The sequence below is a fragment of the Dermatophilus sp. B7861-1 genome (assembly GCF_058996045.1).
In genome coordinates, this window is the sequence record NZ_CM180082.1 from 882606 (window position 1) to 902014 (window position 19409).

Annotated in this window: 20 protein-coding genes; 11 read left to right on the top strand and 9 right to left on the bottom strand. The window is 59.1% G+C overall.

The features are described 5' to 3' along the window. Positions 1 to 64: 64 nt before the first annotated feature. Positions 65 to 949 (bottom strand): hypothetical protein, encoded by an 885-nt coding sequence (locus tag AC2T9U_RS03940; protein ID WP_115030795.1) that lies wholly within the window; start codon positions 947 to 949, stop codon positions 65 to 67. Further along, positions 936 to 1877, bottom strand: a complete 942-nt coding sequence (gene dapD, locus AC2T9U_RS03945) for a 2,3,4,5-tetrahydropyridine-2,6-dicarboxylate N-succinyltransferase (RefSeq protein ID WP_493696678.1) — start codon at positions 1875 to 1877, stop codon at positions 936 to 938. Before dapD ends, AC2T9U_RS03940 begins: the two co-directional genes overlap by 14 nt. 116 nt (positions 1878 to 1993) lie before the next feature. On the opposite strand from dapD, the gene dapE reads away from it, so the two are divergent. The 8 genes from dapE to AC2T9U_RS03985 all read left to right on the top strand — a co-directional run bounded on the left by dapE (position 1994) and on the right by AC2T9U_RS03985 (position 9746). Further along, positions 1994 to 3181 (top strand): succinyl-diaminopimelate desuccinylase, encoded by a 1188-nt coding sequence (dapE, locus tag AC2T9U_RS03950; RefSeq protein ID WP_493696679.1) that lies wholly within the window; start codon positions 1994 to 1996, stop codon positions 3179 to 3181. Between the two features lie 182 nt (positions 3182 to 3363). Beyond that, positions 3364 to 3927, top strand: coding sequence for an alkyl hydroperoxide reductase subunit C (ahpC, locus tag AC2T9U_RS03955; protein WP_028326486.1), 564 nt, complete (start codon positions 3364 to 3366; stop codon positions 3925 to 3927). 227 nt (positions 3928 to 4154) lie between these two features. Continuing rightward, complete coding sequence (gene ahpF, locus AC2T9U_RS03960) at positions 4155 to 5729, top strand: alkyl hydroperoxide reductase subunit F (RefSeq protein ID WP_220181605.1); 1575 nt, start codon at positions 4155 to 4157, stop codon at positions 5727 to 5729. A 102-nt stretch (positions 5730 to 5831) separates the two neighbouring features. Next, positions 5832 to 6758, top strand: coding sequence for a LysR substrate-binding domain-containing protein (locus AC2T9U_RS03965; protein WP_493696680.1), 927 nt, complete (start codon positions 5832 to 5834; stop codon positions 6756 to 6758). A 43-nt stretch (positions 6759 to 6801) separates the two neighbouring features. Further along, positions 6802 to 7542: an LOG family protein gene (locus tag AC2T9U_RS03970; protein ID WP_115030787.1), complete on the top strand. Its 741-nt coding sequence runs from the start codon at positions 6802 to 6804 to the stop codon at positions 7540 to 7542. Then, entirely contained in the window at positions 7539 to 7982 is a 444-nt protein-coding gene (locus tag AC2T9U_RS03975; RefSeq protein ID WP_493696681.1) for a DivIVA domain-containing protein, read from the top strand. The genes AC2T9U_RS03970 and AC2T9U_RS03975 overlap by 4 nt, the downstream gene beginning before the upstream one ends. 3 nt (positions 7983 to 7985) lie before the next feature. Further along, positions 7986 to 9302 (top strand): putative hexosyltransferase, encoded by a 1317-nt coding sequence (locus tag AC2T9U_RS03980; protein ID WP_115030785.1) that lies wholly within the window; start codon positions 7986 to 7988, stop codon positions 9300 to 9302. 264 nt (positions 9303 to 9566) lie between these two features. Beyond that, positions 9567 to 9746, top strand: a complete 180-nt coding sequence (locus tag AC2T9U_RS03985; RefSeq protein ID WP_028326481.1) for a DUF3117 domain-containing protein — start codon at positions 9567 to 9569, stop codon at positions 9744 to 9746. 89 nt (positions 9747 to 9835) lie between these two features. Here the strand turns inward: AC2T9U_RS03985 and AC2T9U_RS03990 are convergent, their stop codons facing one another. Beyond that, complete coding sequence (locus AC2T9U_RS03990) at positions 9836 to 10468, bottom strand: O-methyltransferase (RefSeq protein WP_028326480.1); 633 nt, start codon at positions 10466 to 10468, stop codon at positions 9836 to 9838. 228 nt (positions 10469 to 10696) lie between these two features. Here AC2T9U_RS03990 and sigE point away from each other — a divergent pair, with 228 nt between their 5' ends. Both sigE and AC2T9U_RS04000 read left to right on the top strand, forming a co-directional pair. After that, positions 10697 to 11296, top strand: coding sequence for an RNA polymerase sigma factor SigE (sigE, locus tag AC2T9U_RS03995; RefSeq protein WP_115032668.1), 600 nt, complete (start codon positions 10697 to 10699; stop codon positions 11294 to 11296). Between the two features lie 167 nt (positions 11297 to 11463). Next, the gene (locus tag AC2T9U_RS04000; RefSeq protein WP_306746788.1) at positions 11464 to 11853 is read left to right on the top strand and encodes a twin-arginine translocase TatA/TatE family subunit; all 390 of its coding nucleotides are present in this window, start codon (positions 11464 to 11466) and stop codon (positions 11851 to 11853) included. Positions 11854 to 11921: 68 nt separating this feature from the next. On the opposite strand, the gene AC2T9U_RS04005 is transcribed toward AC2T9U_RS04000, so the two are convergent. The 4 genes from AC2T9U_RS04005 to AC2T9U_RS04020 form a co-directional block, all read right to left on the bottom strand. After that, positions 11922 to 13055: an Mrp/NBP35 family ATP-binding protein gene (locus AC2T9U_RS04005; protein WP_493696682.1), complete on the bottom strand. Its 1134-nt coding sequence runs from the start codon at positions 13053 to 13055 to the stop codon at positions 11922 to 11924. A 41-nt stretch (positions 13056 to 13096) separates the two neighbouring features. Beyond that, positions 13097 to 13708, bottom strand: coding sequence for a DUF1003 domain-containing protein (locus AC2T9U_RS04010; RefSeq protein WP_084440838.1), 612 nt, complete (start codon positions 13706 to 13708; stop codon positions 13097 to 13099). Continuing rightward, positions 13701 to 14996 (bottom strand): magnesium transporter MgtE N-terminal domain-containing protein, encoded by a 1296-nt coding sequence (locus AC2T9U_RS04015; protein WP_028326477.1) that lies wholly within the window; start codon positions 14994 to 14996, stop codon positions 13701 to 13703. The genes AC2T9U_RS04010 and AC2T9U_RS04015 overlap by 8 nt, the downstream gene beginning before the upstream one ends. Positions 14997 to 15140: 144 nt before the next feature. Further along, positions 15141 to 15800, bottom strand: coding sequence for a DedA family protein (locus AC2T9U_RS04020; protein ID WP_493696683.1), 660 nt, complete (start codon positions 15798 to 15800; stop codon positions 15141 to 15143). Between the two features lie 187 nt (positions 15801 to 15987). Between AC2T9U_RS04020 and AC2T9U_RS04025 the strand changes: the two genes are divergently transcribed. Further along, positions 15988 to 16881 (top strand): HpcH/HpaI aldolase/citrate lyase family protein, encoded by an 894-nt coding sequence (locus AC2T9U_RS04025; protein WP_493696684.1) that lies wholly within the window; start codon positions 15988 to 15990, stop codon positions 16879 to 16881. 54 nt (positions 16882 to 16935) lie between these two features. Here AC2T9U_RS04025 and AC2T9U_RS04030 read toward each other — a convergent pair whose 3' ends face one another. Together AC2T9U_RS04030 and AC2T9U_RS04035 are read right to left on the bottom strand one after the other, a co-directional pair. Beyond that, positions 16936 to 17598, bottom strand: a complete 663-nt coding sequence (locus AC2T9U_RS04030; protein ID WP_493696685.1) for a YflT domain-containing protein — start codon at positions 17596 to 17598, stop codon at positions 16936 to 16938. A gap of 197 nt (positions 17599 to 17795) precedes the next feature. Then, positions 17796 to 19349, bottom strand: coding sequence for an aminopeptidase P family protein (locus AC2T9U_RS04035; protein WP_493696686.1), 1554 nt, complete (start codon positions 19347 to 19349; stop codon positions 17796 to 17798). Positions 19350 to 19409: the final 60 nt, after the last annotated feature.

A 19409-nucleotide genomic window follows, 5' to 3' on the forward strand; every position in this document is an offset into this window, starting at 1 on the left:
TGTTGAGAACGATGGAGGGGCAGCGGGGAGTAGGTTTCCTTGCTGCCCCTCCTGGTGTTTGTGACTATCCAGTGGTTCGGATGACGGTGCTTTGTTTTTGGCCGCCGCCTTCTGGATCGTCTTCCCAGGTCGCTTCAGTGCGTTTCCAGGTTCGGCCTGCATGGGATACGGATGTGATGCCGTATGCGTCGGCATGAGCGACACCCCATGCGGCGATAGCTGCTGCTCCTTGCGTTGTTTGGGTTTTAGTGGAGACAACCCCGCCGTGTGTTTCTGAGCTGGTACCGAAGGCTCGGTCTAGCTCGGCCGCGATTGTGGGTGCGGGGGTGACGGTGCTGCGGTTGCTCAGTTTGCAGGTCACCGCGTGGGGGGTGATTCCTATGAATGCTTCGGCGAGAGTGATCGCTTCGGTTTCATGCTGTGCGTAGGCGTCCGGGAACCCGCTTCGCTGCACGTCTTGGGCGACTTCGGTCAGTGGACGGGTTTTGTATCCCTTTATCTGTACCAGTTTGTCGTAGAACGCGCGGGTGGCGTAGACGGGGTCCTGTAGCTGTTTGGGGCTTCCCCAGCCTTGGCTTGGGCGTTGCTGGAACACGCCGAGTGAGTCGCGGTCGCCGTGAGCGAGGTTGCGGAGTTTAGATTCCTGCATGCCTGTGCCGATGGCGATGGTTGCGGCTCGTCGGGTGAGTTTTCGCTCTACGGTGACTGCTCCGATGGTGGAGGCGATGGATGCCTGTTCGGGTGCTAGTCGCACGTGAGCGTCGCCTTGGCCTTGGCCTTGCACTATGCAGCTGCCGGGGAGAATGACTGGCCCGCCGAGCTGGACGACGGCGGCGATGCCACCGCCGACCAGCACGGCTACAGCGACGCCTCCTGCTATCCAGGTGCGGCGTCGTGACCGTGAGGGGGTTTCTGCGGGCGAGCCTTCTTCGGGGTTAGTCGTTGGCATGTAGCGCTTCGTTAAGAGCAATTCCGTCACCTTTGCGGACTTTTGCCTTCACAGCGCCATCGGTGGAGTCACGGAAGAAGAGTAGTCCTTCGACGCCGGAGAGGTCTCGGGCTTTGACGATGCGGCCGTCTTCGAGGGTGACCTTGGTTCCTGCGGTGACGTAGAGACCTGCTTCGATGACGCAGTCGTTGCCTAGTGCGATGCCGGCGCCGGCTTCGGCGCCGACGAGGCAGCGTTTTCCGATGCGGACGCGTTGGGTTCCGCCGCCGGAGAGGGTGCCCATGGTGGAAGCGCCGCCGCCGATGTCGGAGCCGTCTTCGACGATGACGCCTTGGCTGATGCGGCCTTCGACCATGGAGTTGCCGAGGGTACCAGCGTTGAAGTTGACGAATCCTTCGTGCATGACGGTGGTTCCGGCGGCGAGGTGGGCGCCGAGTCGGATGCGGTCGGCATCGCCGATGCGTACTCCGGAGGGTACGACGTAATCGGTCATGCGGGGGAATTTGTCGATGCTGTGGACTTGTACAGGGCCGCGTGCGCGTAGGCGCAGGCGGGTGGTTTCGAAGTTTTCGGGTTCGCAGGGGCCGTGGTTGGTCCAGACCACGTTGGGCAGGGCCGCGAAGATGCCTTCGAGGTTGATGCTGTTTGGTTCTACTAGGCGGTGTGAAAGTAGGTGTAGGCGTAGGTAGGCGTCGGGGGTGTCGGCGGGTGGGGCATCGAGATCGATTTCTACCTTGATGGTGCGGGTGGTGACGCTGCGTGCTGGGTCACTGCTTTCAAGTGCGGTGAGTTCAGCAGGTGCGGGGTCTTCGGTGGGGGTGCCGAGGGCGGGGGTTGGGAACCACGTGTCGAGGACGCGTCCGGGTGTTTTGGTCGTGTCGTCGGTGACTGTGGCTAGGCCCCATCCCCATGCGGATCGCGAAGTCATGCGTTAAGCCTAGGGCAGGAGGGGCGGTGCAGGGCCAGTGAGTCGAAGAGTGGTCGTGGTGCTGGTAGATGTTGGTGTGGGGGAGGTGTTGGTGTGTGGTGGGTACGGTGGCGGGTATGACTTCTCCTCGTTTGGATCCTGCTGCTGATGTTGTTGCGTTGACTGCTGCGGTGTGTGATGTGGGTTCTGAGAGTGGGTGTGAGGGGCCGTTGGCGGATGCGGTGGAGGAGCTATTGCGTTCGGCGAGGCATTTGGAAGTGTCGCGGTTTGGGAATGTGGTGGTGGCTCGTACGGATTTGGGTCGGGACGAGCGGGTGATTTTGGCGGGGCATCTAGATACGGTGCCGGCGGTTGAGGGGCCGTTTGGGTGGAATGTTCCGACGAAGAGGGTGTCTGCTCAACAGTCGGGCAGTGGTGTGGAGGAGCTGTGGGGGCGCGGAACGGTGGACATGCTTGGTGGGGTGGCGGTGCAGTTGCGGGTGGCGTTGGATGTGCCTGAGCCCAATAGGGATGTGACGTTTGTCTTTTATGACAATGAAGAGGTGGCTGCGCCGCTGAATGGGTTGGGGCATGTGGTGGCGGATCATCCGGAGTTGTTGGTGGGGGATTTTGCGGTGTTGTTGGAGCCGACGTCGGTTGCGGTGGAGGGTGGTTGTAAGGGGACGTTGCGTTGTGAGGTGGTGGTGCCGGGGGTGGCGGCGCATTCGGGGCGTCCGTGGATGGGTGTGAATGCTATTCATCGGGCGGCGGAGGTGTTGGATGCGTTGGCTTCGTTTGAGGTCAGGACTGTTGATGTTGATGGGTTGACGTATCACGAGGGTTTGTCTGCGGTGGGTGTGCGTGGTGGTACGGCTGGGAACGTGGTGCCGGATGAGTGTGTGGTGACGGTGAATTATCGGTTTGCGCCGGATTTGTCTGGTGAGCAGGCACAGGAGCGGATGCGGGAGTTGTTTGCGCCGTTTGAGGTGCGGGTGACGGATCTTGCTGAGGGGGCTCGGCCGGGGTTGGATTCGCAGGTGGCTCGGGGGTTTGTTGAGTCGGTGGTGGGGTGTTCGTGGGATGAGGTGGTTGCGCGGGGGTTGGTTGCTGGTGGTGATGCGGGGGTGGATCCGTTGGGTGCTTCGTCGTTGTTGGTGCGGGCTAAGGAGGGGTGGACGGATGTGGCGCGGTTTTCGGCGTTGGGTGTTCCTGCGGTGAATTTTGGGCCGGGTAATCCGTTGTTGGCGCACAAGGCTGATGAGCATGCGCCGGTGGAGGACTATCGCAGGGCGTTGACTGCTTTGTGTCGGTGGTTGGGGCAGTGAGGGGTGTTCATCTGGGGGGATAGGTGGTTTCTATGGTGGGGATGCCGTATTTCAATCAATTTCGCCTTTATTTTCATGGTTGTTCCATATAGATTCTTTATCGGAAGTTCTCCCCGGGAACGCTGCTTCGGTAGCGGGTCCACCGGTGGGGGAGGCGCCGATCCCAACAGAGAGGTGTAAGCATGTCCGTCCTGAACACCAAGATCCTCCCTTTCGAGACCACTGCGTTCCGTAACGGTGAGTTCGTCGAGGTTTCCGACAAAGACGTTCTCGGCAAGTGGTCCGTGTTCTTCTTCTACCCGGCAGACTTCACCTTTGTCTGCCCCACCGAGCTCGGTGACATGGCTGACCACTACGAAGAGCTGCAGAAGCTTGACGTCGAGGTCTACTCCGTTTCCACGGACAGCCACTTCGTGCACAAGGCATGGCACGAGGCTTCCGAGACGATCGGCAAGATTAAGTACTTCATGTTGGGTGACCGCAACGGTGTCATCACCAACAACTTCGAGAACATGCGCGAAGGTGACAACGTCGCCGACCGTGGCACGTTCCTCGTTGACCCCGACGGTGTCATCCAGTACTTGGAGATCACACCGGAGGGCGTGGGCCGCGAGGCCGAGCAGCTGATCCGCAAGATCAAGGCTGCCCAGTACGTGCGTAAGCACCCCAACGAGGTGTGCCCTGCTAAGTGGGAAGAGGGCGAGAGCACCTTGGCTCCCTCGATCGACCTCGTGGGCAAGATCTGATCAGGTAACACCTGATCGACCGGGTCCGCGTTATGAGGGTTTTCTCTCTGACGTGACCGGCGCCGACGACGGCGGGTGGCGGGGGGCTGCCCGCCGTCGTTGTACCTGAAATCTTCTGCTGCCTTTGTGAGTGGCTTGTTTGTGACCCGGACGCGACCTGATGGGGGGTTGTGTGCCGTTCTTAGCCGCGATCGTCACCGGTCGCGTAGTGCGATAAGGAGTTTTTCGTGTCCGTCCTGGATTCCACACTGACCGCGTCGTTGAAGCAGTACTTGGAGATGTTGGAGCAGCCCATTGAGTTGGTTGCCACGCTCGATGATCGCCCGAAGTCGGGTGAAATGAAGGATCTGCTGAACGAGATCGCGGCGTTGTCTGACAAGGTGACGGCTCGTTTTGACGGCACGGATGCGCGTACGCCCAGCTTTGATGTGGTTCGCACTGGCACGGATGTGTCGGTCACGTTCGCGGGTTTGCCGATGGGGCATGAGTTCACGTCGCTGGTATTGGCTCTGCTGCAGGTGGGTGGCCGTGCTCCGAAAGAGGATGAGGCGCTCTTGAGTGCCATTGCGGCGCTGGAGGGTGATTACGAGTTCACGACGTACATGTCGTTGACGTGCCAGAACTGCCCCACGGTGGTGCAGGCGCTGAACATGATGAGTGTGGTGAACCCTCGGATCCGGCACACAGCGGTGGAGGGGTCGCTGTTCCAGGATGAGATTCAAGAGAAGAACATCATGGCCGTGCCGGCTGTTTACCTCAATGGTGAGCTGTTTGATCAGGGCCGTATGGAAGCCGCTGAGATTCTGGCCAAGATTGATGCTGAAGGGGCCGCGCAGCGTTCAGCTGAGGCGCTTGGCAAAGTTGATCCGGTTGATGTGCTGGTGGTTGGTGGAGGTCCTGCCGGTGTGGCGGCTTCGATTTACGCTGCACGTAAGGGTATTCCTACGGCTTTGGTGGCTGACCGTTTGGGTGGTCAGGTCAATGACACGATGGCGATCGAGAACCTTATCTCCGTTCCGTACACCGAAGGCCCGAAGCTTTCCGGTGACCTGCAGGAGCACATGAAGCAGTATGACGTCACCGTGGTGAAGAACCAGCAGGCAACCAAACTGCTGCCAGCTGGTGAGGACGGCTATGTGACGGTCGAGTTCGGCGATGCTTCGCTGAAGGGCAAGACAGTTATCTTGGCTACGGGAGCTCGGTGGCGCAAGATGGGTATTCCTGGTGAGGATGACTACCGCAACAAGGGTGTCTCTAACTGCCCGCACTGTGATGGCCCGCTGTTCAAGGGCAAGCGCATCGCAGTTGTTGGTGGGGGTAACTCAGGTGTTGAGGCTGCGATTGACCTGGCTGGCGTTGTTGAGCACGTGACCTTGTTTGAGTTCCTTCCGGAGATGAAGGCTGATGAGGTGCTCCAGCGCAAACTGCGCAGTCTGGAGAACGTCGACATTATTCTCAATGCGCGCACCAGTGAGGTGTTGGGTGATGGCACGTCAGTGACGGGGCTGGACTATGAAGACCGCGCAACTGGCGAGATTAAGCACGTGGACTTGCAAGGAATCTTCGTGCAGATCGGTCTCCTGCCGAACACCGAATGGCTAGGTGAGGCAGTACAGATGTCTGGCCGTAAGGAAATTGTCATCGACGAGCACGGTGCAACGAATGTGCCAGGTGTGTTCGCTGCCGGTGACTGCACGGTCGCTCCGTACAAGCAGATTGTGACTGCTTTTGGTGCTGGTGCTACTGCTGCGCTGGGTGCTTTCGATCATCTCATTCGTACGAGCGCTCCTGCTGAGGCCTGATCTGTCTTTGGTGCCTTGATCGAGTCGTGGCCCGCTTCGCTGGGGAGGAAGCGGGCCACGACCACTATTTTGTTGTAGCTCTTTTTCTTCCAGGAGACGTCGATGAACATCCGAGATCTTGAGTACTTGGTGGCGTTGTATGAGCAGCGTCATTTCGGGCGTGCTGCTGCTGCGTGCTACGTGAGTCAGCCGACGTTGTCGATGCAGATCAAGAAGCTAGAGAGCTACTTGGGTGTTTCTCTCATCGAGAGGTCGAGCCGGTCGGTGTTGTTCACGGCTACGGGGGAGGCGGTGGTTGAGCGGGCTCGTAGCGTGTTGGGGGAGGTGCGGGATATTGAAGTGCTTGCTAAACGAGCCCGTAATCCGCGGTCGGGAAGCGTGAAGTTGGGGGTGTTTCCGACGCTGGGGCCGTATTTGCTTCCGCATGTGGTGCAGCAGCTGAGTGAAGCGCTTCCTGAGGTTGAGTTGTTGCTGGTGGAGGAGAAGACCGCGGACCTGGTGGCGGGTTTGTTGTTGGGGTCTTTGGATGCGATTGTTGTTGCTTCTCCTGTGCCTCCGGATGAAACGGGGTTGGTGGTTTCTCCGTTGTTCACCGAGCCTTTTGATCTTGCTGTGCCGGCGGGGCATCGTTTCGCTGAGGGGCCGGTGCCCAGTGTCAGTGATGCGTTGGCAGATGAAGATGTGTTGCTGCTTGAGGACGGGCATTGTCTGCGTGATCAGGCGTTGGAGGTGTGTCATTCGGTGGGGGCGCAGGAGCGTGCTGGGTTCCGTGCCACGAGTTTGGAGACGTTGCGGTACATGGTGGCTTCGGGGGTGGGAGTGACGTTGCTTCCGCGGTTGGCGACGGTGTCGCCGGTGCCGGTGACACCGGGGTTGTCGGTGCGGCCGTTTGCGGGGCAGGGACCATCGCGGTCGATTGTGTTGGCTCGTCGTGCTTCGTCGACGAATGGTGAGTTGGTTGAGGAGATCGCTGAGGTTGTGCGCCGTGAGGTGGGTAAGGCGTTGGAGAAGTCTGCTGCGGTTGTTTGAGCGTTGAGCAGTATGGCGCTGCTGGCGTCAGTACCGTCGTGGCATGAACGATTCCGTGTATCACCGTGGTCCTGCCCAGTATCGGTCTGGGCATTTCCCGTCGGCAACGACGGATCAGCGATTGTTGGATCAGCGGGATGCTGCGGATTGGTTACACACCGATCCGTGGCGGGTGATGCGTATTCAGGCGGAGTTTGTTGAGGGGTTTGGGTCGTTAGCTGAGTTGGGTCCTGCGGTGGCGGTGTTTGGTTCTGCTCGGTTGTCGCGGGGGAGTGATGCTTACCGGTGGGGTGTTGAGGTGGGGCGGCTGTTGGCTGAGGCGGGTTATGCGGTGATTACTGGTGGTGGTCCGGGCACGATGGCGGCGGCGAATGAGGGTGCTCGCACTGCCGATGGCACGTCGGTGGGGTTGGGTATTGAGCTTCCGCATGAGCAGGGTTTGAACGAGTATGTCGGTATTGCTGTGAATTTTCGGTACTTCTTTGTGCGTAAAACGATGTTTGTGAAGTATTCGGAAGGTTTTGTGGTGTTGCCTGGTGGGTTTGGCACGTTGGATGAGTTGTTTGAGGCGTTGACGTTGGTGCAGACGGGCAAGATCACTCGGTTCCCGATTGTTTTGATTGGGTCTGCTTTTTGGGGTGGTTTGGTGGAGTGGATTCGTACCACGTTGGTTGATGCTGGGGTGATCTCTGTTGAAGAGGTGTCACTTGTGACGGTGACTGATGATCCTGCCCACGCGGTGGAGCTCATTCGGTCTGCGGGCATGCGACGATCAGTGTCGTGATCGTTTTACTTGTGGTGTCGGTCATTGTTCTTTTGGGTGCTGCGGTTGCTGCGGTGCTCGGTAGATGGGGCAGGAGTGATCTATGTATGCCTCCTCCGGTGTCTTCGGCTGGGGGGTGGGCTGCGGCGGGGGAGGGGCCGTTGACGCGTGCGGATCTTGATGGTGTGCGGTTTGATACGGCGGTGCGTGGCTATCGCATGGATCAGGTGGATGCGCTGTTGGAGCGGGTTCGGATGTCTTTGGAAGAAACCGCGCACAGGCCGTTGGTGAACACAGAGGGCGCTGGTGTGGGTGGTGACGCCTATCCTGGTACGGCGTCGCCAGCCCCTGATGTGCCTGATGTGGGGAATGTGCGTCGTTTTCCGCGCGTCTCTTCTTCGTCGGAGGGAGCGCCTGTAACTACTGATGCTGAGCGCGCCGAGCGCGGAGAAAAGGAGTAGTACGTGACCTCCGTGGCGACGAATACCGAGGCGGCTCCGAAGAGTCGTTGGCGGTTGGATCGCACCCCTAACTTTGTTGGCGCGATTGTCGGCGTCTATGTCATCGCTCGTCTGATCTCGGCGATTATGTTGATCGTTACCGGACATCATCAGGTAGATGTGGTCTGGTTTGAGAACGAGACCGGCTACTTGCGTATGACGGTGTTGTGGGATGCGTTCTGGTACCGGCAGATTGTTGAAGATGGCTATCCATCGGTGATTCCACGGGATCCATGGACTGGTAAGCCGTGGCAGAACGCATGGGCGTTCTATCCGATGTTCCCGATGCTGACTCGGGGCATCATGGCGATCACAGGTGGCAGTTTTGCCCTTGTTGGTTCCACGTTGTCTTTGGTGGTTGGTGGCGCTGCCTCGGTAGTCATTGGTTTCTTCTTGCGATCCAAGGTTGGCCCGCTGGTCGCGCTCGCAGGCGTGACTGTGTGGTCTACGTGCATCACGTCAGTCACATTGCAGGTGGCATACACCGAGTCACTCGGGACGTTGGTGCTCACTCTTGGATTGATGGCTTTGGACCGGCGTAAGTGGGTGTGGGCCGGGACTGTGGCGGTGGTGAGTGGACTCACTCGTGTGGTCACGCTGCCGCTGGGGCTTGTTGCTTTGATCTGTGTGATCGCGCGTTGGCGGGAGCGTAATACTCCTGGGAAAGAAATTTCGCGCGGTGAGTACGTGGCCATGTTGTGGTCGCTGGTGGGGTGTGGGCTTTCTGGTTGGTTGTGGCCTGCGATTGTCTGGATGGGCACCGGCGAGATCACTGGCTACACCGACACGATGACAGCTTGGCGTGCCTACGATGACATTTATCCGATCGTGCCGTGGTGGGACTGGGTGAGCCGGACCATCACCGACTTTGCGCCGTTGACCGCGATCATTATGGTCGGCATTTTTGTGGCTGCATGGTCTATCGGGCTTGGCCCTTGGGGTCGCGGCATGGGGTTGGCACTGCGTTCTTGGTGTTTCGCCTATCCGCTCTATCTGTGGGGCGTGATGGACCCGACCACCAGCATCTTCCGTTACGCGGTGATGATGTTTGCGTGGGTAATTCCCATGCTTGGCGCTGGTTGGGGTAAGCCTGGCGAAGACCCATTGGAGAGTCACACCGACACCGTGACCTGGTGGAAGTGGACATTCAAACGCCCACGTCTGACAAAGCGACGGTTGCTGACCCTGACGGCTGTATGGGTGGTGTTCGGGTTGTTGAGCCAGGCCTGGTGGATTTGGGATATCTGGCAGTTCACCCCGCCGGCCGATAACCCGCCGTGATCGATGACAGCCCCGCTTCCTTGGAGGCGGGGCTGTTTCTTTGCTGTGGCTTGGTGCTGGGGCTGTTTCGCTGCTGTCGACACTCGCATTCATCGGAAAATTTCGAATCGGCGCAGTTATCGGGAGATAATGGATGTGTACAAGTAGGTGCTGATGCGCTGGGCCGTCTCGATGAACGTGGCCCGCCCACTTGTGAGATGGCGCGCTTGTCTGTCGCCTCCGCATCGCGCTCGGGCACCGACGTGACCCAGGGAAGAGGAACTCATGGCCGCTATGAAGCCCCGCACCGGCGACGGACCGTTGGAAGTTGCCAAGGAAGGTCGTGGCATTGTCCTTCGTATGCCGATCGAGGGTGGCGGACGCCTTGTCGTTGAGATGACTGCCGATGAGGCTGCTTCGCTCGGTGTGGCCATCCGTGACTGTGCGGAAGTGCCGTTCGAGTGACGATCATGTGATCGCTTGGCCGACGCGAAACTGATGTGGGGGGCGGGAAGACCAAATGGTCTTCCCGCCCCCCACATCAGTGTGTTGGGTTAGCGGCGGGTGCCTACGAGTAGCCCACCTCCCACAGGTAGAAGAGCGACTTCAAGGTTGTCGTCGTCGCGGAGCTCTTTACCCAGGTCGCGCAGGTTTACGGTGGTTTCATCACGTGCGGCTGGGTCTGAGACCCGGTCGTGCCAAAGCATGTCGTCAATAACCAAGAGCCCTCCGGGGCGTAGCAGCCGCACAGCTTGGCTCACATAGTCTGCGTATTCGGTTTCATCTCCGTCGATGAACACCAGGTCGTAGCCGCGGTCGGCTAGACGAGGGAGCATGTCGAGAGCATCTCCGTTGATGGCACGAGTGTGTTGGGTAGGGATGCCTGCGGCTCGGAACGTTGTTCGGGCAGCTTTATGGCATTCCATGTTGCGTTCAATGGTGGTGAGTACTCCGTCGGCAGGCATGCCTTGGAGTAGGTAAAGCCCGGAAACTCCGGCGCCGCTGCCGATTTCCACGGCGGTGCGTGTTTTCGCCGCGGCAGCGAGAACACGCAAGGTGGCGCCGACACCGGGGGAGACGGGCGTGGCGCCCAGTTCGTGTCCGCGGCGCCGCGCAGCGTCCATGACAGGCAGGTCGGAGATGAATTCTTCCGTGTACACCCAACTTGCTGGCTTCTGCGCGCTCATAGAAAGCACTTTAATCATCAGAGCGCGCAGGTGAGGGGGCTGGCGTTGTGCGGGGTGTTGAAGTTTGGGGAAGTGGTGCAGGAACTTTTCAGCCCGCCGTGCACATACCGCAACCGAACGTACAGGAGATGCCCAGGTTGTCCCGGCAGAGTGTGTCTTGGAACGAACCTTTGCAAGACAGGACGTGAGACCGTGCCTACCTCGTCGACTTTTGGTGCATCTGCCCCTTTGACTGCTGCGCCTGCTTCGTGCGCAGACGTGGACGCCGTGCACGCCGCGCCGTCTTGGGAAGAGATCGTCGAGACTCACTCGGCGCGCGTGTATCGACTTGCCTACCGTTTGACTGGTAATCCGCATGATGCTGAGGACCTCACACACGACACATTTGTGCGGGTGTTCCGTTATCTGGACTCCTATCGCCCAGGCACTTTTGAGGGGTGGCTGCACCGGATTACCACGAACTTGTTCTTGGACCGGATGCGCCGCAAACAGCGGATACGTTTCGATGCGTTGTCTGAAGAGTCTGCTGCGCGGCTTCCCGCGCACGGTGGCGGCCCTGAACAGGCATGGGACCAGCATCATTTCGATGACGACGTGCAGCGGGCGCTAGAGTCCTTGGCTCCTGACTTCCGTGCTGCTGTCGTGTTGTGCGACATCGAGGGCTTGTCTTACGAAGAAATCGCTGACGTTCTAGGCATTAAGCTCGGCACCGTCCGTTCACGGATCCACCGAGGGCGTGCCCGGTTGCGTGAAGAGTTGGCGCACCGCGCACCTAAAGCGGAGCGTTCCCGCGCCACGCGCATGCCCGAGGTACAGCCTGCGCTGTGATTTTCCCCTTCTGCCCGCCCCGCAGTGGTGGGGCCTAAGAGGCCGATGCGGTGAAGAGTACTGTTTTGCTCTGGCAGGATGCGGTGCAGTGCCGTGTCCTGCCAGAGCAATGCCGTGTGTACGCACAGTAGGTTATGAGCAACTAGCGGTACTGACTCACACAGTCATTGCCGCGCGCCGGTATAGCCACGAAGGAGCTGATCACCATCAACGGGTGGGAATTCATCATCATCTTCGTGCTAGCCATGCTGCTTATTGGCCCAGAACGCCTGCCAGGCTATGCCGCGAAACTACGTGAATGGGTTCGTTCGGTGCAGCAGTTCGCTGATGGGGCGAAAAACCAGCTGCGCGAGCAAATGGGCCCAGAATTCGATGACATCGACTGGAAAAGCTACGACCCGCGCCAATACGACCCGCGCCGTATCGTGCGTGAAGCCCTCCTAGAAACCGGTGAGCAGAAAGACACCCCGCTCGAAGAAGCCGTAATCCGCACTCCAGTGCGTTCAGTGACTTTCGACCCGAATCGCCCCACACCCTTCGATAACGAAGCCACATAAACCTGCGGGGCTGTGGTGCCGAACAAACAACCGTTCGGCACCACAGCCCCGCAGCCCAGCAACCGTGCTTAGTGAGGCGTCACAGAAACACCAAGCTTGCGCCCAGCCAGACCCCTGGCCCTGGTAGCCAAGGTGGTAGCGATCTTGGTCAGCTCTGCACCCGCAGGAGAATCTGGCGCACACACCGTCACCGGGGCACCTGCGTCCCCGCCCTCACGCAGGGCCACATCAATCGGAACCTGACCCAACAGAGGAACCTCAGCACCCATAATGGCCGACAGCGAAGCAGCCACTGTAGCGCCGCCTCCAGAGCCAAAAATCTCATTTCGGCTACCGTCAGGCATCTGTAGCCACGCCATATTCTCAACGACGCCCACAACCCGCTGATTCGTTTGAGCCGCGATCGACCCAGCACGCTCGGCCACCTCAGCCGCAGCGCTCTGCGGCGTGGTCACCACCACGATCTCAGCGTTAGGTAGAAGCTGCCCAATCGAAATAGCAACATCACCGGTACCCGGAGGAAGGTCCAACAACAAGGCATCCAGATCACCCCAATACACGTCCGCGAGGAACTGTTGGATAGCCCGGTGGAGCATCGGGCCACGCCACACCACAGGCTGCCCTTCAGGCACAAACATGCCCACACTCATGACCTTCACACCATGAGCCTCCGGAGGCATGATCATGTCATCAACCTGCGTAGGAGCGTAAGAAACCCCCATCATGCGCGGCACCGAAAAACCGTAAATGTCCGCATCGAGCACGCCAACCTTCAAGCCCTGCTTGGCCATCGCCGCAGCAAGGTTGGTCGTCACTGACGACTTCCCCACACCCCCCTTACCAGAAGCAATCGCATAAATGCGGGTCAAGTTATCGGGCCGAGCGAACGGATTCTCCCGCTCGGTTTTGCCACCACGCAGCTTGGCGCCCAGATCTTTGCGCTGCTGATCATTCATCACACCCAGAGTCACCGACACCGAAGTGACGCCCTCCAACGCCAAAAGCGCCTCAGTGGCTTCCTTCTCAATCGTGGACTGCAACGGGCATCCCGCCACGGTGAGCAAAATAGTGGTGGTGACGACGCCTGCATCATCTACCGAAATGTTCTCGACCATGCCGAGCTCGGTGATCGGGCGGTGAATCTCAGGGTCTTCGACGCGTGAAAGCGCGTCCATGAGTTGTTCAGGAGAGGGAACAGGCATGCCCACCACCCTAGCGATGCCAGCTCACCCCGTTGAACGACTCACCCACGCTCCTCATCACTGAGCTGCTCGTGCCCATGAGAATTCTCCGAGGGCGCAACACCAGGACGCTTACCCGTTTTCCGCTTCTTACGACGGTGAACGCTCTCGCACTCCTCATCATCCAAACTGCGAATTTCTTCAAGAAGATCACGCAGCTCAGAGCGCAGATAATCACGAGTTACCGTCTCGCCCAAAGCCATCCGAAGTGAAGCCACCTCCCGAGTCAAATACTCAGTGTCAGCAAGGTTGCGTTCATCACGAGCACGGTCCTGCTCAGCAATGACCCGGTCCCGGTCATCCTGGCGATTCTGAGCCAAAAGCAGCAACGGCGCAGCATACGAAGCCTGCAGCGACAAAATAAGCGTCAACAACGTGTAGTTCAAAGAGCGCGGATCAAACTGCACTTCCTCAGGCATAAACGTGTTCCACGCCAGCCACACCGCGCAGAAAATCGTCATCCACACAAGGAACTGCGGAGTGCCCATAAACCGAGCAAACCCCTCCGCAGCAACACCAAAAGAACCCTCACGAAACATCTTCGGACGACGCAGCCACGCGGCACGGATCTCCTGCGGCTGGTCCAGACGGGCCGTTCGCTTCTGCTCAGCCATGCGTCACCTCGTGTCGGTCGTCACGCCAGTCATTAGGTAGAAGTTTGTCGATGACGTCATCAACGGACACCGCCCCAAGCAAATGTCCATCCTCGTCAGCAACAGGCAAAGCCATCATGTTGTACGTCGCCAACTCCCGCGTGACATCCATAAGAGAGGCACTAGGACAAACAGGTTCAATACCCGTATCCAACGCAGAACCGATAGCTGTCGTTGGAGGTTCACGTAACAAACGCTGAAAATGAACGAGGCCAAGATACTTACCCGTCGGAGTTTCCTGAGGAGCCCGGCACACAAAAACCGCAGCAGCCAAAGCCGGCGGGATCTCCTGCCGACGAACATACGCCAACGCTTCAGCCACCGTCGCCTCAGGGGGAAGAATAAGCGGCTCGGTCGTCATCAAACCACCAGCAGTGTCCTCTTCATACACCAACAGACGACGAAGATCCTCAGCATCATCAGGCTCCATAAGACGCAAATAACGCTCCTGCGCATCCGGAGTCAGCTCACCCAACAAATCCGCAGCATCATCAGGCTGCATCGCCTCAAGGACATCAGCGGCCCGATTACCAGAAAGCGAAGAAAGCACCTCAACCCGATCATCCTCAGGAAGCTCCTCCAACACATCCGCGAGCTTTTCATCAGGAAGCGCCGAAGCCACCTGCACCCGCCGCAACGGCTTTAACTCACGAATCATCTCCGCCAAGTCCGCAGCCTTGACATCGTCATAACCCTCAAGAAGCAGATCAGCCCCCTGATTCACCGCCAGCGCTCGCAACCCAGCGACCTGATCAATGTCCAGCAGCAACGTTTCACCACGCCGACGCCGCAGCCCCAGCGACTCCCCAAAGCCCGAGCGCTGCCCACCTTTAGGAACTTTGCGGACAAAAACTTTCTCGATCGTCCATTCCCTGGCGCGAACCTTCTCGATCGCGATGTCTTCGATGATCGCCGAATACGGGTCAGCCCCTGGCTCACGAGCCGTAACCGTCCGGTCAAAAAGCTCAGCAACAACCATGACCTCACCGCTGCGCTGCTCAAAACGCCGCAAATTCACCAGGCCGGTAGAGATGATCTGCCCAGCATCCATCGAGGTGACGCGTGTCATCGGCATGAACACGCGCCGCCGACCAGGCACTTCCACCACAAGACCCACGGCGCGCGGATGTCGCCGTGCGGCGCTGAACATGACGATGACGTCACGGACGATACCGACCTGATCACCGATAGGGTCAAAAACGGAAAGACCGACGAGGCGGGCGACGAAAACGCGTGTGTTCGAGGGCACAACAACCAGAGTAACGACGACGAGGGCACGGTTCGTTCACGGAGACAGGCAGCAGCACGCGATACCGGTCACCACGAAGGCACGCACCAGCAGCAACCACACCGCCACTGGTAGCTACACCACGCACTCCAACAACAGACACCCTCACACATTCCCATCAGCGCGATGCTTACGGAAATACCGCACCAAATACCAGCCAATGAAAGCCACAATCGCAGCGATCACCACATACTGCAGATACCCCACGTACTGCTCTACCTGATCCCACCTCTCACCCAACGCGAACCCGGCATAAATCAACACCGAATTCCACAAGGCGCTACCCACCAGCGAGAACACAGAAAACTGCAGCAACGGCATCCGCGACAAACCAGCCGGAATCGAAATGAGACTGCGAATAAGAGGAAGCATCCGGCCAAAAAACACCACCGAATAGCCATACCGGTTAAACCACGCCTCAGCCTTCTCAATGTCCTCAACATCCACCAACGGCATCCAGTCAAAAAAACGGAACAACCGATCTCGCCCGAGAACCACACCCAGCGCATACAGCGCCCACGCCCCAACCAGCGAACCGACAGAAGTCCACACAATCGCTGACATCAGTGACAACGTGCCCTGACTGGCAGTGAAACCAGCCAACGGCAAAATCACCTCACTGGGAATCGGCGGAAAAACATTCTCCAACGCAACAAGAAGCCCAGCCCCTGGCGCCCCCAACGCCTCCATGATGCCGACAATCCACTGCGTCATCCCGCCGCCAGCACCTCCAGCAGCCACTGCGCCACCCATCAAAACCGACACACCCGTCAGTAACATTCCTCACCTTTACTGTTCTGCCGTCTGAGCGGCTCGGGGTAAAACCCCAGCGTATCCAGCTGCCTCACCCACGCAAGGAAACACCTCACCTCACCAAAGACACCCCCGCGATACCGATAACCTGACTAGACACCCCCACAACGAAACTCGGTCAACGAAAGGCCGCCCCCACATGGCGACAACACCCGAACCCACCCTGCGGCCACGCCGGTCAGTGCTCTACATGCCCGCCTCCAACCCCCGCGCACTGGAAAAAGCAACCACTCTGCCCTGCGACAGCATCATCTTCGACCTCGAAGACGCCGTCGCACCAGAAAACAAACCAGCTGCCCGCGAAGCAGCCTGCGCCGCCACACAGTCAGGAAAATACGGACACCGCGAACTGATCATCCGCGTCAACGCAATCAACACACCCTGGCACCACGACGACATCGCTGCCGCAGCAGCCGCCGCCCCCAACGCCATCGCCATCCCCAAAATCAACACCGCCGAAGAAATCCACGCCATTTGCGCCGCTCTCGAAGCAGCACACGCCCAACCCACCACCGCGATCTGGGCCATGTGTGAAACCCCACTCGGAGTGCTCAACGCACCCAGCATCGCTACCGCATCCCCACGCCTGCACGCCCTCGTCATGGGGTCAAACGACCTCATTAAAGAACTCCACGCCGAAGACATCCCCGGCCGCGCCCCGCTCATGGCAGCAATGTCCTGGGCAGTGCTGGCAGCACGCGCCGCGAAAATCGCAATTCTCGATGCCGTCCACAACAACATTCACGACCACGACGGCTTCGTAACCGAAGCAATGATGGCACGCCAGATGGGATTCGACGGCAAAACACTCATCCACCCCAATCACATCGCGGCAGCCAACGAAATCTTCAGCCCCACTCCCGCACACATCGAACAAGCACACGCCATCATCGATGCCTGGGACGCCGCCGACGGAGCTGGCATCGCCACCCACAACGGCCGCATGATCGAACAACTTCACGTCGATGCCGCCCGCCGCACACTCACCCTCGCCGAGGCCATCACCGCCCTCGAAAACGACACCACCCCTTAAACCACGCCACCACCCACGCCAAGGGGCCAGCCCCGTAAGACCAGCCCCTCAACCTCACTTAGCTGATGTGTCATCAGCACCTGGAGAATCCGCCGACGATCCCGCAGCAGGCTGCGCCGAATCACTCGACGCGACCGGCTTGCCCGAGGCATCAATCTTCTGCCCGTACATCCCCTCAAACGGATTTGGGCGAGCCTGCACACGCTTAGGCTCCCCAGCAGTAACCAAAGCGCCCCGCACACCATCCATCTTCGACAACAACGCCTGCGCCTCACCAAAGGCCCGATGCTCAACCAACAGCTCATACTTCGTGGCCACAACCTGGCTCACCGACGTGAAATCACGCCGACCACGAGACATCGAATATCCCAGACCTGCCCAAATAAAACCGAAAACCGCCCCAGCCCCCACAGCCATACCGATCAAACCCAACGTCGCCCCACCCTCAAACATCGACAAAATCAACCCGACAAACAAACCCATCCACATGCCCGACAGGACACCACCACCAAGCACCTTCGGCCACGTCAAACGCCCAGTCACTCGCTCCACCTGACGCAAGTCCGTACCCACAATCATCACGTTCTGCACCGGGAACTGCTCATCAGACAAAAAATCCACGGCCTTCTGCGCATCCGCATACCGGTCGAACAACGCCAACGACTGAGGGAACTCAAGATTGAGGATCTCCTGACCTGCAGAAGGCTGTTGCGACATAAATATCCGTCCTGTTCTCAAGGCAAAAGTGTGGTCAATAACAAAGGCAAACAAGCGGCGGCGTCACGGCCACAAACACGTCACCCACCCGTGCCCGCGCGGCACGAGCATAGACACGAACACCGCAACAGCGACGCCGACGACCCGTTCAACACTCAAAACCACTCAACGATTCCACAACGGAATAAACCCGCCGATCACGCATCTCCAGCTAGAAGAGGAGCCATCCAGGCCTCAACCTCATCCACCGAACGCGGCAACTTCGACAGGCTTTCGCATCCCTCAGCAGTGATAACAATGTCATCTTCGATCCGCACACCAACCCCACGGAACTCTTCGGGAACCAACTCGTCATCAGCCTTGAAATACAACCCCGGCTCCACCGTCAAGACCATGCCCGGCACGAGAGTGCCGTCCATATAGTCCTCACGCAATGCCTGCTGGCAGTCATGCACATCCAGACCCAAATGGTGGCTGGTTCCATGCACCATCCAACGACGATGCCACTGGCCATCTGGCTGCAAACTGCGCTGCGCACTCACTCCCTCAGGCAACAAACCCCACTGCTCGCAATACTGAGCGATCACCGCGATCGCTGCCTCATGCACATCCTTGAACGTTGCCCCCGGCTTAGCCGCGGCGATACCCGCTTCTTGCGCCTCCAACACAGCCTCATAGACTTTCCGCTGCGCAGGAGAAAACCGCCCATTCACCGGCAAAGTCCGTGTGATATCCGCAGTAAAGAGCGAATCAACCTCCACACCGGCATCAATCAACACCAGATCCCCCTGTCGGACCTCACCGGTGTTTTTAATCCAATGCAACGTGTTTGCATGGTCACCCGCGGCGCAGATCGAGTCATAACCAACCCCGTTACCCGCATGCCGCGCATACAAACCAAACGTTCCCTCGATCCAGCGCTCACCACGACCACGGCGCACCGCCTCCGGGAACTGACGCACCACCGCCGCAAATGCCGTATCCGTAGCCGCGACCGCCTCACGCATCTGGCTGATCTCCCACTCGTCTTTCACCAGACGCATCGTCGACAGCTTCACTTCCAGCTGGCGATCCACCTCAGCAGCAGACTCAAGCAGCTGCGCATCTGCGCTATCCCGACGAGCCTTCGCTACCTGCTCATCCACCACCGGATCAACACCGGTCAACACTCGCAACGACACCGCCCCGAGGTCCTTACCGACAGCATCACCAAACTGATCCAAATGCGCTGTCGACATACCCAACTCTGCAGCCAACGACTCCAACGTCGGGGCAGCACCCACCCAAAACTCTCCGTACCGCGAATCCGAAAACGACGCCTCACTGTCCCGCGGTAGCAACGGCCGCGCATACAACACCGACTCATGCCCACCCTCGGCCCGCGGCTCCAACACCAATACCGCATCCGGTTCCCGATCCGCCCCCAAACCAGTCATATGCGCGAATGCGCTATGCGGACGGAAAAGATAATCACAGTCGTTGTTCCGCACCTTAAAACCACCAGCAGGAATCACCAACCGCTCACCAGGAAAAGCAGCCGACAACGCCTCACGCCGCGCAGCCGCCCACCGAGCCGACTCCGCCAACTGCGGCAACGACTCCTGGCGAGGCGCCCACCCCGAGGCCATGAACTCAACAAACGCCTGCGATTTAGGCCTGCTGCGGTGCTCAGACACCGCCTCCTGCTCCCTCTTTACTCCCGACTGCTGCGCGCCAGCTCCGGACTCCAACGATGCTCCCGTATCAGCCATACCCCCATGATCACATCCACATCCACCCCAGCGCCGGAACATGACCAAGGCGGCCACCCA

Bases quoted from the DNA above. Each gene is read 5' to 3' on its own strand.
- dapE (WP_493696679.1), top strand. From the start codon at position 1,994: ATGACTTCTCCTCGTTTGGATCCTGCTGCTGATGTTGTTGCGTTGACT.
- AC2T9U_RS03985 (WP_028326481.1), top strand. From the start codon at position 9,567: ATGGCCGCTATGAAGCCCCGCACCGGCGACGGACCGTTGGAAGTTGCC.
- AC2T9U_RS03940 (WP_115030795.1), bottom strand. From the start codon at position 949: ATGCCAACGACTAACCCCGAAGAAGGCTCGCCCGCAGAAACCCCCTCA.
- dapD (WP_493696678.1), bottom strand. From the start codon at position 1,877: ATGACTTCGCGATCCGCATGGGGATGGGGCCTAGCCACAGTCACCGAC.
- AC2T9U_RS03970 (WP_115030787.1), top strand. From the start codon at position 6,802: ATGAACGATTCCGTGTATCACCGTGGTCCTGCCCAGTATCGGTCTGGG.
- AC2T9U_RS04010 (WP_084440838.1), bottom strand. From the start codon at position 13,708: ATGGCTGAGCAGAAGCGAACGGCCCGTCTGGACCAGCCGCAGGAGATC.
- ahpC (WP_028326486.1), top strand. From the start codon at position 3,364: ATGTCCGTCCTGAACACCAAGATCCTCCCTTTCGAGACCACTGCGTTC.
- AC2T9U_RS03965 (WP_493696680.1), top strand. From the start codon at position 5,832: ATGAACATCCGAGATCTTGAGTACTTGGTGGCGTTGTATGAGCAGCGT.
- AC2T9U_RS03990 (WP_028326480.1), bottom strand. From the start codon at position 10,468: ATGAGCGCGCAGAAGCCAGCAAGTTGGGTGTACACGGAAGAATTCATC.
- AC2T9U_RS04005 (WP_493696682.1), bottom strand. From the start codon at position 13,055: ATGCCTGTTCCCTCTCCTGAACAACTCATGGACGCGCTTTCACGCGTC.
- AC2T9U_RS04030 (WP_493696685.1), bottom strand. From the start codon at position 17,598: ATGTCGCAACAGCCTTCTGCAGGTCAGGAGATCCTCAATCTTGAGTTC.
- AC2T9U_RS04025 (WP_493696684.1), top strand. From the start codon at position 15,988: ATGGCGACAACACCCGAACCCACCCTGCGGCCACGCCGGTCAGTGCTC.
- AC2T9U_RS04035 (WP_493696686.1), bottom strand. From the start codon at position 19,349: ATGGCTGATACGGGAGCATCGTTGGAGTCCGGAGCTGGCGCGCAGCAG.